This window comes from Streptococcus sp. HF-2466, from assembly GCF_015594645.1.
Taxonomy (GTDB): Bacteria; Bacillota; Bacilli; order Lactobacillales; family Streptococcaceae; genus Streptococcus; species Streptococcus anginosus.
This window is the reverse complement of sequence record NZ_JADNQU010000001.1, coordinates 503,797-518,293: the sequence shown is the minus strand read 5'-3', so window position 1 is coordinate 518,293 and position 14,497 is coordinate 503,797. Positions and strand designations below refer to the sequence as shown.

At 37.8% G+C, this 14,497-nt stretch carries 11 protein-coding genes; 9 read left to right on the top strand and 2 right to left on the bottom strand.

Annotated elements, in window-relative coordinates; translation table 11 throughout:
• The first annotated feature begins 50 nt into the window (after positions 1-50).
• The 9 genes from rplA (at position 51) to IYQ91_RS02470 (ending at position 10,471) form a co-directional block, all read left to right on the top strand.
• Complete coding sequence (rplA, locus tag IYQ91_RS02510; protein ID WP_195672969.1) at positions 51-740, top strand: 50S ribosomal protein L1; 690 nt, start codon at positions 51-53, stop codon at positions 738-740.
• Positions 741-976: 236 nt separating this feature from the next.
• Entirely contained in the window at positions 977-3,646 is a 2,670-nt protein-coding gene (gene acnA, locus IYQ91_RS02505) for an aconitate hydratase AcnA (RefSeq protein ID WP_195672968.1), read from the top strand.
• Positions 3,643-4,761, top strand: a complete 1,119-nt coding sequence (locus tag IYQ91_RS02500) for a citrate synthase (RefSeq protein ID WP_003025458.1) — start codon at positions 3,643-3,645, stop codon at positions 4,759-4,761. The genes acnA and IYQ91_RS02500 overlap by 4 nt, the downstream gene beginning before the upstream one ends.
• Complete coding sequence (gene icd / locus IYQ91_RS02495; RefSeq protein ID WP_195672967.1) at positions 4,748-5,950, top strand: NADP-dependent isocitrate dehydrogenase; 1,203 nt, start codon at positions 4,748-4,750, stop codon at positions 5,948-5,950. The genes IYQ91_RS02500 and icd overlap by 14 nt, the downstream gene beginning before the upstream one ends.
• 223 nt (positions 5,951-6,173) lie before the next feature.
• Positions 6,174-6,914, top strand: coding sequence for a UMP kinase (gene pyrH, locus IYQ91_RS02490; RefSeq protein WP_195672966.1), 741 nt, complete (start codon positions 6,174-6,176; stop codon positions 6,912-6,914).
• 3 nt (positions 6,915-6,917) lie between these two features.
• Positions 6,918-7,475, top strand: a complete 558-nt coding sequence (gene frr, locus IYQ91_RS02485; protein ID WP_003034284.1) for a ribosome recycling factor — start codon at positions 6,918-6,920, stop codon at positions 7,473-7,475.
• 347 nt (positions 7,476-7,822) lie between these two features.
• Positions 7,823-8,677: an RNA-binding virulence regulatory protein CvfB gene (gene cvfB / locus IYQ91_RS02480; RefSeq protein WP_195672965.1), complete on the top strand. Its 855-nt coding sequence runs from the start codon at positions 7,823-7,825 to the stop codon at positions 8,675-8,677.
• Positions 8,678-8,757: 80 nt separating this feature from the next.
• On the top strand, positions 8,758-9,795 hold the full coding sequence (holA, locus tag IYQ91_RS02475) for a DNA polymerase III subunit delta (protein WP_195672964.1): 1,038 nt from the start codon (positions 8,758-8,760) through the stop codon (positions 9,793-9,795).
• A gap of 70 nt (positions 9,796-9,865) precedes the next feature.
• Complete coding sequence (locus IYQ91_RS02470) at positions 9,866-10,471, top strand: superoxide dismutase (protein ID WP_195672963.1); 606 nt, start codon at positions 9,866-9,868, stop codon at positions 10,469-10,471.
• Between the two features lie 273 nt (positions 10,472-10,744).
• Here IYQ91_RS02470 and IYQ91_RS02465 read toward each other — a convergent pair whose 3' ends face one another.
• Positions 10,745-12,106, bottom strand: coding sequence for a bacteriocin secretion accessory protein (locus tag IYQ91_RS02465; RefSeq protein WP_195672962.1), 1,362 nt, complete (start codon positions 12,104-12,106; stop codon positions 10,745-10,747).
• 10 nt (positions 12,107-12,116) lie between these two features.
• Positions 12,117-14,267, bottom strand: coding sequence for a peptide cleavage/export ABC transporter (locus IYQ91_RS02460; RefSeq protein ID WP_420705772.1), 2,151 nt, complete (start codon positions 14,265-14,267; stop codon positions 12,117-12,119).
• Between the last annotated feature and the right edge of the window lie 230 nt (positions 14,268-14,497).

Sequence of the window (14,497 nt, the reverse complement as noted above, 5' to 3'; positions counted from 1 at the left end):
AGGACGTGGGAGATGAAAATCGATTGAACCACTTACAAGGAGAATAGAAAATGGCTAAAAAAAGCAAACAACTTCGTGCTGCTCTTGAAAAAATCGACAGCACAAAAGCATACAGTGTAGAAGAAGCTGTAGCACTTGCAAAAGAAACAAACTTTGCAAAATTTGACGCAACTGTAGAAGTTGCTTATAATTTGAACATTGATGTGAAAAAAGCGGATCAACAAATCCGTGGTGCAATGGTTCTTCCAAACGGAACTGGTAAAACTCAACGTGTGCTTGTTTTTGCACGTGGTGCAAAAGCAGAAGAAGCAAAAGCTGCTGGTGCAGACTTCGTTGGTGAAGATGACCTCGTTGCAAAAATCAACGGTGGCTGGCTTGACTTTGATGTCGTAATTGCTACACCTGATATGATGGCACTTGTTGGACGTCTTGGACGTATCCTTGGACCACGTAACTTGATGCCAAACCCTAAAACTGGTACTGTAACAATGGATGTTGCAAAAGCAGTTGAAGAATCTAAAGGCGGTAAAATTACTTACCGTGCAGATCGTGCAGGTAACGTACAAGCTATCATTGGTAAAGTTTCATTTGACGCTGATAAGTTGGTTAAAAACTTCAAAGCATTCCACGATGTGATTGCAAAAGCTAAACCAGCTACAGTAAAAGGAACTTACATGACAAATCTTACTATCACCACTACTCAAGGTGTGGGTATTAAGGTTGATGTTAACTCACTTTAATTTAGAATCTAAAACTCTATCTTCGGATGGAGTTTTTCTTTTGCTAAAATCAAAAGCGTTGGATTGATGAAATTCATCGCTTTTTTATGCTTTGGATTTTTTGGCGAATACATATGTGAAATAGTAAACGAAAACCGGTAATGTTATATTTTCTTACATATTTTTATAAAAACTATTGCATGAATTTTTGTAAAATTGTATAATATAAAATAATTATTCCTAGTGGGAGGTTTCTCATGCTAACATATAAATCTATATTATATCAAGATAAGCGAGAATATAGCTATATTGATCTCGAAAAAGCTGCATTAGATATGGGTGGAGACTTAGACAATCTTCCTTATTCTATTCGCATATTATTAGAAAGTCTTTTGCGAAAAGAAGATGGCGATGTTGTAAGAAAACATCACATAGAGAATCTAATGCACTATCAAGCTGTTAAACCGGGAGGTGAAGTGCCCTTTAAACCAAGTCGTGTTATTTTACAGGATTTTACGGGAGTACCAGTTGTTGTTGACTTGGCAAGTATGCGCGATGCAGTTGTAACAAATGGGGGAGATCCAGAACTTATCAATCCTGAAATTCCTGTGGATTTAGTCATTGACCATAGTGTGCAAGTTGATTGTTATGGCTGTGAGACTGCTTTGGAAGAAAATATAACAAAAGAATTTTCACGTAATAATGAGCGGTATGAATTTTTGAAATGGGCTGAGCAATCTTTTGATAATTATCGTGCAGTTCCACCTGCAACTGGGATTATTCACCAAGTTAATATTGAATTCCTTAGTGATGTTGTTATTGAAAAAGACGGCATGCTTTATCCAGATTCAATGTTTGGAACAGACAGTCATACAACAATGATCAATGGAATAGGGGTTCTTGGCTGGGGAGTTGGAGGAATTGAAGCAGAGGCTGCTATGTTGGGAGAAGCTTCTTATTTTCCAGTTCCAGAAGTGATTGGTGTACGCTTAGTTGGGGAATTGCCCAAGATTACAACGGCAACTGACTTAGCTTTAAAAGTAACGCAACGATTACGACAAGAAAATGTAGTTGGAAAATTTGTAGAATACTTTGGGGAAGGACTAGCAACACTTAGTTTGGCAGACCGCGCAACAGTTGCAAATATGGCGCCAGAATATGGAGCAACCTGCGGTTACTTTCCTATTGATGAAGAGACCCTTCATTATATGCGACTAACAAATCGGAAAGAAGAACATATTGCGTTAACGAGGCTCTATGTTCAAAAGAATCATTTATTTTATGATGAAAAAGTGGAGCCAATTTATTCAAAAATTGTTGAGATTGATTTGTCCACCATTGTTCCGAGTATTTCTGGTCCCAAACGGCCACAGGATTTAATTGAATTGACAAATGCTAAGCAAGAATTTCAAGCGAGTCTTATCCGAGAAGCGGGTGTTCGAGGTTTTGGTTTGCCAAGAGAGGAATTGAGGAAAACAGCGACGGTATTGTTTGATGATTATGAAGAAGAGATTAAAACGGGTCATGTCGCTATTGCAGCAATTACTAGTTGTACTAATACCTCCAACCCATATGTCTTAATGGCGGCAGGCTTAGTAGCTAAACGTGCTGTGGAAAAAGGATTGCGTGTTTCAAAAACAGTCAAAACGTCACTTGCACCAGGCAGTAAGGTTGTTACGGCTTATTTGAAGGAGAGTGGTCTCCAAGTCTATCTGGACAAATTAGGTTTTAATGTTGTTGGATATGGCTGCACCACTTGCATTGGCAATTCTGGAAATTTGTTACCAGAAGTGGCAAAAGCAATTACGGATACGGATTTACTTGCTAGCGCTGTCCTATCGGGTAATCGGAATTTTGAAGGACGAATCAATCCTTTGGTTAAAGCAAATTTTTTAGCTAGTCCGCCACTGGTGGTCGCTTATGCTTTAGCTGGGAATACAAATATTGATTTAACAAGTGAACCGCTTGGATATGATAGGAATGGACTACCTGTTTACTTCATGGATCTTATGCCAAATCATGATTTGGTAGCAGACTATGTACAAAAATACGTTACCAGTAGTTTGTTTAAAAAAGAGTATGAGCATGTTTTTACTGATAGTGAAAAATGGAATCAAATTCCAACAACAAAGTCGAAAATCTATCACTGGAATCAAGCCTCTACTTATATACAAAATCCTCCTTACTTTGATGGCTTGGAAGATGATACAAACATTCAACCGTTGAAAAATCTAGCTGTTTTAGCAAAATTTGGAGATACGATTACGACAGATCATATTTCTCCAGCAGGAAATATTGCTAGAAATAGTCCAGCAGCATCATATCTAGAGGAACATGGTGTAAGCTATCAAGACTTTAATTCTTATGGTAGTCGTCGCGGGAATCATGAAGTGATGATGAGAGGCACCTTTGCCAATATTCGGATAAAAAATGAACTAGCAGCTGGAAAACTTGGTGGTTATACAAAGTATAAGGGTGAACTGATGCCGATTTATGAAGCTGCTATGTGCTATAAAAAAGAAAAAGTGGATACGATTATTTTGGCAGGTCGCGATTATGGTATGGGTTCTAGTCGTGATTGGGCAGCTAAAGGAGCAAATCTTTTAGGTGTTAAAGTGGTTTTAGCTGAAAGTTTTGAAAGAATTCATCGTTCCAATTTAGTCATGATGGGCATTCTTCCTCTTCAATATTTGGACGGCGAAAATGCTCAAAATCTTGGATTAACTGGAAAAGAAACGTTTGATATTCAATTGCCGAAAGAGCCACAGGTAGGACAAGTCATAACGGTTATTGCAAAAGAAGGCGATCGAATTGCACGATTTAAAGCACGTCTTCGTTTTGATGCAGACGCGGATATTCGTTATTATGAAAATGGGGGAATTTTACCAATGGTGGTTAGAAAGAAATTGCAAGAGGTAAAACAATGACACAAAGCAATGGTTTAAAAGATACGATTGCCTGTGAGACTCGTATCAGTCAGATTATAGATGATACTCTTTCTTATGCAGGCTATAATATTTCCGAATTGATGGAGAATAATGCAAGTTTTGAAGAAGTTATTTACCTACTTTGGAATTTGCATTTACCAACTCAGATTGAATTGAAACATTTTGTGAACGATTTACGTGCCAACTATGCCATTAGTGATGCGGTGGAACAATGTATTCTCATCCAGTCGCGCAAGCATCTGCATCCAATGAGTGTATTACGTTCTACAGTTAGTCTTTTAGGAGTCTATAATATCCATGCTGAAGAGACGTCTCTAGAAGCAACTTATGAACAAAGTATTCAATTGATGGCTAAGATTCCAACGATTATTGCAACATTTACAAGGTTGAGATCGGGGCAAACTCCGATTGAACCGAGAAAAGATTTAGGATTTGCAGCGAACTTTTTATATATGTTAAATGGGCAGGAACCATCAGAATTAGAAATTCGAGCTTTCAATCGTGCTTTGGTTCTTCATGCAGATCACGAGCTAAATGCTTCCACTTTTGCAGCGCGGGTCTGTGCTTCCACTTTAACCGATATTTATTCTTGTGTGACGGCGGCAATCGGCGCTTTAAAAGGGTCACTTCATGGAGGAGCCAATGAATGCGTCTTTGACATGTTAAAGGAAATTAAAGCAGAGGGTGATACGAATGCATATTTGGATCGAAAATTAGCTTCACATGAAAAAATCATGGGCTTTGGTCATCGTGTTTATAAAACACAGGATCCTCGTGAAAAATATTTGCGAGAAATGGCAGAGGAATTGACAAAGGGAACAGAAAAAGAAATTTGGTACCAGATTTCAGAAGAAATCGAACGTTATATGAAGCACACCAAGCATTTAATACCGAATGTAGATTTTTACTCAGCAACGGTTTATCATGTTTTAGGTATTGACAGTAGTATCTATACATTGATTTTTGCAATGAGTCGGGTGTCTGGCTGGATTGCCCACATTCAAGAACAGCGCAAGAATAATAAGTTGATTAGACCTCGCTCTCATTATGTTGGCGCTCAAAATTTACATTATATTCCTATTGGGAGGAGATAAAATGGCAGAAAGAATTCGTCTTGTGAATAAGCAGTTGCTAGTTCCAGATAAACCCATTATCCCTTATATCGAAGGTGATGGAATTGGGCATGACATTTGGAAAAATGCACAGCTTGTCTTGGATAAAGCGGTGGAGATAGCTTATGGAAGCAGTAGAAAGATTTTTTGGAAAGAGATATTGGCGGGAGAAAAAGCCTTTCGTTTGACAGGAGAATGGTTGCCAGAAGAGACTTTAACGACAATTCAGCATCATTTGGTTGCGATTAAAGGTCCTCTTACAACTCCTGTTGGTGGTGGCATTCGTTCTTTAAATGTTGCCTTGCGTCAAGAACTAGATCTCTACGCTTGTGTACGTCCCGTACGGTATTTTGCGGGCGTTCCTAGCCCACTACGACATCCTGAAAAGACGAATATGACAATTTTTCGTGAAAATACCGAAGATATTTATGCAGGAATTGAATGGGAAGGTGAGTCTGATGAGGCTCAACAAGTGATACAATTTTTACAAAAGGAAATGGGAATTGATAAAATTCGTTTTCCGAAGACGAGTGCTATTGGCATTAAACCAATTTCACGCCAAGGAAGTGAACGGTTGATTCGTGCAGCGATTCATTATGCTCTATCTGCCAATGTAAAAAACGTAACTCTGGTTCATAAAGGGAATATCCAAAAATTTACAGAAGGTGGTTTCAGAAAATGGGGCTATGAGCTTGCCGAGAAGGAGTTTGCAAAGGAATTAGCAGCTGGGCAATTGATTGTGACAGATGTGATTGCAGATAATTTTTTACAACAAATTCTGTTAAATCCTGAAAAATTTCAAGTAGTAGCTTTGACAAATTTGAATGGGGATTATGTTAGTGATGCTCTGGCTGCTCAAGTCGGCGGCATTGGTATTGCTCCTGGAGCTAATATCAATTATGAAACAGGTCATGCTATTTTTGAAGCAACGCATGGAACGGCTCCTGATATCGCAGATCAAAATAAAGCAAATCCTTGTTCACTTTTATTGTCTGCCTGCATGATGTTTGATTACATTGGATGGTCCGAAGCTGCGCAAGTTATTATAAAAGCAATTGAAAAAGCGTTAGCACTTCAAAAGATGACAGATGATTTTGCTAGTCAGATAGAAGGTGTCCCTGCGCTTTCAACGAGTGATTTCACTCAGGTTTTATTAGATTTTTTAGCTTAGGTTCTGATTTTTACATATGAAACAAACGGCAAAGAAGCTGAGACAAAAGTTTCTGATTTCAATATTCGTTGCATAATGAATGAACGACACCATAGCTGGTTGCTCAAATAGCATAGCAAACTATCTTCTCCCTTTTATCGAAATTTTTATTTTTTAAAGAATTTGACTATATAAAAATCTCAAAATATGGTAAAATAGTACAGATAAAATAAGGAGAATAAAAATGGTAGCCCCGAAATATAAACGTATTTTAATCAAATTATCAGGTGAAGCTCTTGCTGGTGAGAAAGGGATTGGAATTAACATTTCAACCGTTCAAAAAATAGCAGAGGAAATCAAGGAAGTACATGATTTGGGTATTGAAATTGCCCTTGTTATCGGCGGTGGGAATCTCTGGCGTGGAGAGCCTGCGGCAGAAGCAGGAATGGATCGTGTGCAGGCTGATTACACAGGAATGTTAGGAACAGTCATGAATGCCTTGGTCATGGCGGATTCACTTCAACAAGTGGGTGTGGATACGCGAGTACAAACAGCGATTGCGATGCAGCAAGTAGCAGAACCTTATATTCGTGGACGCGCTCTGCGACACTTGGAAAAAGGACGTATCGTTATTTTCGGTGCTGGAGTTGGTTCTCCCTACTTCTCAACAGATACAACAGCTGCCCTTCGTGCGGCTGAGATTGAAGCTGATGCGATTCTTATGGCAAAAAATGGTGTAGACGGTGTTTATAATGCTGATCCGAAGAAAGATAAGACTGCGGTGAAATTTGATGAATTAACCCACCGTGATGTGATTAACAAAGGCCTTCGTATCATGGATTCAACAGCTTCAACTCTTTCAATGGATAATGACATTGACCTTGTTGTCTTTAATATGAACGAACCTGGTAATATCAAACGCGTTGTCTTTGGTGAGCAAATCGGAACAACCGTTTCAAATAATGTAGAAAAAGAAGAGGAATAATTTATGGCAAATGCAATTGTAGAAAAAGCGAAAGAAAGAATGACACAATCACACCAAAGTTTGGCGCGTGAATTTGGTAGCATTCGTGCTGGTCGTGCCAATGCCAGCCTTTTGGACCGGATTTCAGTTGAGTATTATGGAGTAGAAACTCCACTCAATCAAATCGCGTCTATCACGATTCCTGAAGCGCGTGTCCTTTTGGTGACGCCGTTTGACAAATCTTCTATCAAAGATATTGAGCGCGCACTCAACGCTTCTGATCTTGGTATTACCCCTGCAAGCGATGGTACGGTTATTCGTTTGGTCATTCCAGCTTTGACAGAAGAAACTCGTCGTGATCTTGCTAAGGAAGTGAAGAAAGTCGGCGAAAATGCTAAAATTGCTATTCGTAATATTCGCCGTGACGCTATGGATGAAGCTAAAAAGCAAGAAAAAGCAAAAGAAATTACTGAAGATGAATTGAAGACACTTGAAAAAGATATTCAAAAAGTGACAGATGAGGCTGTTAAGCATATTGATGATATGACTGCCAGCAAGGAAAAAGAATTGATTGAAGTGTAAGCTTTTCTCTGTATGTAGTAAAAAATAGAAAGCAAGGAGGGTGGGACGAAATCAGTCGTTTCCTAGAAACTTGATTTCGTCCCACTTCCGCAAAGTTGAGTAGGGCTGTAAAAGTTGATTGATTAACGAGTTAGAGCCCACTCAGCAGTGATTGATCAGGCACTAAAGTGCCAATCAATTGTGCATGGGAAACTCTAATTGACTAAAGTCAACGTAGTTTCTCCAAATCACTGCGTCTTAGAATGATAACTATATAAACAAAGGAAGCTGAACACTTTTGTTCCAGCTTCTTCTTTTGAAGTAGGAAGAAAGTTTCATATCCGCTTCGAACGATAGAAAGATGAAAAATGAATACAAATCTTGCAACATTTATAACAGGTCTTGTAACCGATGAAAATAATCGTTTTTACTTTGTTCAAAAAGATGGGCAGATATATGCTTTAGCTAAAGAAGAGGGGGAGCATCAACTGGGCGAATCGGTCAAGGGCTTTGCCTACAGCGACATGAAGCAGAAACTTCGCTTGACGACTCTTGATGTAACAGCGACCCAGACGACTTTTGGCTGGGGAACAGTGACGGATGTTCGTAAGGACTTAGGTGTTTTTGTTGACACAGGACTTCCAGATAAGCAAATTGTAGTGTCCCTTGACATTTTGCCAGAAATAAAAGAACTTTGGCCTAAAAAAGGCGATTGCCTCTATATCCGTCTGGATGTGGATAAAAAAGACCGCATTTGGGGGCTTTTGGCCTACCAAGAAGATTTCCAGAAATTAGCTCGTCCAGCTTATAATAATATGCAAAATCAAAATTGGCCGGCTATTGTTTATCGTTTGAAGTTATCTGGAACCTTTGTCTATCTGCCTGAAAATAACATGCTGGGCTTTATCCATCCTAGCGAGCGCTATGCTGAGCCGCGTCTGGGCCAGGTATTGGATGTGCGTGTCATTGGTTTTCGTGAGGTGGATAGGACTTTGAACCTCTCGCTCAAACCACGCTCTTTTGAAATGCTGGAAAATGATGCTCAGATGATCCTGACTTATCTGGAGACTAACGGTGGCTTCATGACCTTGAATGATAAGTCAGCTCCAGAGGATATAAAGACTACTTTTGGCATTTCCAAAGGACAGTTTAAAAAAGCCCTGGGTGGCCTCATGAAAGCTGGTAAGATTAAACAGAACGCGACTGGGACGGAGTTGATTTGAGATACCAATTTGCTTTGCTTTCGAGATTTTTGGTAAAATAAAAAATATGAATCAAATAAACCTCATAAAAGGAGGCCGTTGTGTTAGCAATTGAAGAGATTAAAACAGTAAATCTGACAAATTTACCTAATCTGACAATTTTGACTGGTGATGATACAGGGCAATTTGAATTGATGAAATCACAATTTTTACGTCAAATTCAATACGATGCTGCAGATTTAAATATGACTTACTTTGATATGAAAGAAGCCGTTTATCCAGATGTGGAGATTGATCTAGTGAGTTTGCCCTTCTTTTCTGAAGAGAAGATCGTCATTTTGGATCATTTTTTGGATGTGACAACAGCTAAAAAATGCTATTTGACGGATGATGAGCTAAAATCTTTTGAGCAATATTTGGAAAATCCTGCAGATACGACAAAATTAGTCATTTTTGCAGAAGGGAAGTTAGACAGTAAACGGCGAATTGTAAAATTGCTCAAGCGAGATGGTAAAATTTTTGAAGCAAGTGAGCCAAAAGAGCAGGAGCTGCGGGCATACTTTAGTAAGTTGGCTCAGGAACAAGGATTAGAATTTAGTTCACCAGTTTTCGAGGAATTGTTTGTCAAATCCGGCTTTGATTTTAGTGAAATTAGTAAAAACTTAGCTTTTTTAAAGGATTATAAAAAAGATGGCATCATTACAAGCGATGACATTGCTGAAGCAATTCCAAAAACTTTACAGGATAATATTTTTGATCTTACCCAGATGATTTTGCATCAAAAGGTAGATGCGGCAAGAAGCCTGGTGCGAGACTTGACATTGCAAGGTGAAGATGAAATCAAGCTGATTGCGATTATGTTGGGCCAGTTTCGTATATTTGCACAAGTGAAAATCCTCTTTGAAAATGGACGTAATGAAAGTCAGATTGTAGCAGACTTGTCCAGTTATTTAGGACGAAAGGTGAATCCTTTTCAAATCAAATATGCCTTACGTGACATGCACTCATTATCTTTAGAATTTTTGAAAAAGTCTCTATCTTGCTTGATTGAAACAGATTACCAAATCAAGTCTGGAGTTTATGAGAAGGGCTACCTCTTTGACTTGGCTTTATTAAAGATTGCTACCCACAACTTATAAGCAAATAAGTTGAAAATTTTGTAGGTCTACGTTATCATTTTCATATAAAATGAAAAAGGGGAACAAACCAATGGCAATTATTTTACCTGATTTACCTTATTCTTACGACGCTTTGGAACCATATATTGATGAAGAAACGATGCATTTACATCATGACAAACACCACAATACTTATGTCAATAATGTAAATGCGGCTCTGGCAAAACACCCTGAAATCGGTGAGGATTTGGAGCAACTTTTGTCAGATGTAGAAACCATTCCAGCGGATATTCGTCAAGCTGTTATCAATAACGGTGGTGGTCATCTCAACCACGCGCTTTTCTGGGAATTGATGACGCCAGAAAAGACAGAGCCGTCAGCAGCATTAGCAGCAGACCTTGAAGCAACATTTGGTTCATTTGAGGATTTCAAAGCAGCATTTACAACAGCTGCGACAAGTCGCTTTGGTTCAGGTTGGGCTTGGCTCGTGGTCAATCCAGACGGCAAATTGGAAGTTATGTCAACTGCTAACCAAGATACACCAATCTCTGAAGGAAAAACACCAATTTTGGGAATTGATGTTTGGGAACATGCCTACTATGTGAAATATCGTAATGTTCGCCCAGATTACATCAAAACCTTCTTCTCAGTTATCAACTGGAATAAGGTTAATGAATTGTACGCAGCAGCAAAATAAGGTGTGCAATGAGATAGAAAAAACGAATCTGATTAGGTTCGTTTTTTTCTGTTATAGTAAAATTACCTATAAATTCCTTCCAAAAAACCCAGATTTGTTGTTTGAGGAATTTCAGAGAATGATCGTTTGTCCTGTCAATCACGCCAAAAACGAGATAGTGATTTTTAAATAATAGCTCATAATCAATATTTTCTCCGACAATAATAATTTTTCCTCCTTGTAAAATATCTTATCATATAAGACAATCTTCTGATGAGTAAAATCCTTAAACAGTCATTCAACGTTGTTTAACAGTTTATCTTTGTAGTAATGAAAGAATGATTTTTTCGCAATGACACTCGTTACTTGTCCTTGCAAACCGTATTTCAAGATTTGGCTATCTCTTTTAGATACGGAGGCTTTTGCAGTAATTTTAAACAGGTTTCCCTGTTTTGTTTCTGTAGCAGAAGTGTCAATGCTGTTAATTCTACCGATAATAGTGATTGTCTGATTTCCAATTTTTTCTAAGGTAAGTCGGGAAGTTTGTCCCTTTTTTAAATTGGTCATATAGGCTGAAGGCACGTAATAGGTGATAAGAACTTCTTTTGTTTTCGTGATATCTGGATAGATCTGAGCAATTTCCGTTCCTTTGGGGAGTAAAGACTTCCCTTTGAGCGCACTGCTGATATGAAGAATTCCTGCTTTGGGAGCAGTTAGTTGATTATTTTGAAGTTGAGCAGTTGCTTGGTTCAATTGATTTTGCAAATCGATTATCTGAGTTGTAAGGGTTCTTAATTCTTGCTCTGTGGTCTGGATAAATTGTGTGCGAAGTACCTCAATTTTAGTCGAAAGACTATTGTCATAGGTCGTTGCAGTTCCGGCACTAGCTTTTTGAATCTTTAGATTGGCTAGGGAAGATTTGAGGTTGGATATATTCGTATTAATCTGAGATAGGTATTGATTTGTAGTTGACGGATTGGGTTTGACGTTATATTCATTTTTATATAGGTTAAAGGTTGCTTGATGAGGATTGCTTTTTGGCAAATTTGAAACGTTGCTAGAAATGGCATGATATAGTTCATGATAGTCATTCATTTGTTTTGTTAATTCGTTCATTTGCTCATCAATAGCAGCAATCGTATGGTTGGTTAAAGAAGCTTGTTTACTAACTTCGGAATTATTTTTTGAAATGCCGATAGTTAAATCTTCTGATTGTTTGATAAAATTGTTAAATGTGTTGGCATAGCCAAACTCATCTTTATCTGTAAAAAGATTTGTTCCCTGCTGTAAACTGTTTTTTAATGTTTCTAATTCTGCTTTTTGCCGTTGATAGCTGGCAAGCTGCGTTTCAATGGCTGTTTGTTGGGAAGCTTCCATATTTTTTGTATATTGAACCAACAACTCTCCTTTGGTGACGGTCTTATTTTCAGCTAAATGATTGGTCAGAACCGTATTGTCACTGGTTGACTGAATCATGGCAATGACTTTCATCGGTGTGATTTCGCCAATGGATTTGACAGTCACTTCTTTTTGACCGATAAAGGAAAAGAGGACAAGAAATAGAACGAAGAATACCAAAGGCAGAATGAGAATGGTCGCAAAGTTGTGGTATCTTCGATGATAAAATTCTGCACTTTTAAACAGATTGGGATTCATAATTTACTCCTTATTTATTAAATAGATGATAATAAAAACCTTTTCTTTCTATCAATTCAGTATGAGAACCAGTTTCAATCACTTTTCCTTGGTCAAGGACGATAATCTGATTTGTACGCTTTGAAATGCTGAGACGATGAGCAACAAAAATAATGGTTTTGTCGGGGAATTTCATGAGATTATCAATGACTTTTTTCTCTGTTAGAACATCTAATCCACTCGTTGCTTCATCTAAAATGAGAATGGGAGATTTCGTCAGCAGAGCGCGTGCAAGTGCGATTCGCTGTTTTTGCCCACCAGATAATCCAGCTCCGTCAGACAATTCTGTCTGGTATCCCATGGGCATTTGTTCGATATCTGAACGAATTTCTGCAATTTCACAGGCACGAAGAATATCTGATTGGGAAACTGTTTGATCGGCTCCTAATGTGAGGTTGTCTAGAATGGAACCACTAAAGATGTAAGCTTGCTGAGGTAAGTAGTTGATATATTGCCGAAGAACTTTCTTATCAATTGTCTTGAGGTCATTTCCATTGAGGCGAATTTGTCCTTGATAAGGCTCATAAAAATAAACAATCATCTTAGCAAGTGTTGTTTTTCCCGAACCGCTAATACCGACAAGACTGATTTTATCTCCCTTCTTGATAGTTAAACTAATATCTGATAAAGTATCTCGTCCAAAGCCATATTTATAGGAGACGTTATGAAAAGTAATATCACCAGCTAAGAAATTTTTCTCCGTAAGGACTTGTTTGGTTTTGAATTCAGATTCTACCAGATAAACTTCATTCAGTCGATGATTGGCAACTTTAGCTGATTGCAGTTTGGTTTGAAGATTGATGATACTTTCAAGCGGGTTTGTAAAATACGAAAGGAGTGCATTGAAAGTAATCAGTTGTCCAATCGAAATTTTTTGAGACATAGCCAAAGAGGCTCCGACCCAGAGAATAATCACATTCAAAATAAATTGTGCTCCTTGTTTGAGCGCTGCCTGCATAATGGAATATTTACTTAATTTGAAAGTTTTATCCAGATAATCAACAAACTCGCTATCAATTTTTTGGTAACGACTTTCTTCGCTAGTTAAAGATTTAATGGTTTCAATTCCATTGATATCTTCGATAATAGCAGAATTCACCATAGCATTGCTTTGCATAACATCGTTGTTCATTTTTTCAAAAGGGTTCATAAAAGCAAAAATAATGAGAGCGTAGATAGGAATTGCAAGTAAAGTGAGTAAAAAGAGATGGGCATTTTGCAGTAAAAGAACACTACTGACAATCATCACAATGGACAAATCAAGAAAGAGAGACAGGATAGTTGAAGCTAGAGCATCAATAATGGAGTTGGCATCTGTAAAACGAGAAATAATCTCTCCAGTGCGTCTCGTCGCAAAAAAGGACATTGGCAATTCAAAAATATGCCGAATATAAGACAAAATCACATCAATTGTTAATCGTTGACTGAGCACTGTTAGCAGGTAGTCTCTTGAAAAACTCATCATTTGCTGTAAGATGTAGGCAATGATAAGTCCAATCGAAATAATCCCAAGAGTTGATTTCATCTGATTTGGGATGTATTCGTCCAAAACACTTTGCAGATAATAGGAGCCAACAATGTTGATGAAGGTCACGAGCAAACTAGCTAAGACAATATAAAAAATCAAAGAACGCTGTTTAAAGATGAGTGGTAAAAAGCTAGCAAGTCCATTTTTCTTATCCTTATGAGGTTTATAGTTAGGTTTTGGTGCGAGAAAGATAGCAACACCTGTCCATTCTTTAGTAAATTGTTCTTTGCTAATCTTAGTTATTTTGACAGTTGGATCAGGATCACTGATAAGCAAGTGCTTTTTTTCGTTTTTATAAACGACATAATAATGCTGGAGCTTACCGTTTTTGTTGACATGTACGATGAAAGGATAGGGAAGCTCTTCTGTATCAAACAATGTCATGTCTGCTTGGATTGGTCGGGTTTCAAAGTCCATTTCTTTTGCTGCTTTGACAATTCCAAGTGCAGTTGTCCCTTCTTTGTCTGTCTTTGCGAGCTCTCTCAAGTGTGCTAAAGAATAATTTGAACCATAGTATTTAGCAATGGAAGCCAGAGCAGCAACACCACAATCTCTAGCATCTATTTGTGGAACAAACGATTTTTTAAAATTCACTATAATGTTTTCCTTTCGTTTTGTAATGTTATTTTCTCAAAAAGCGCAAGAAAAAGAGCATTTTAATCTTAAATGGTCGTTCTGATGTCTTAAATGGTTAAAAAATACCATTCAAGATGTGAAAGCTACCATTCAGGCTTATTTTAAATTAACTAGAATTGTTACTTTATACTGTATATATACAATAAAGGAAGTTGAAAATAATTGATGATTCTGTTTATCATATCTTG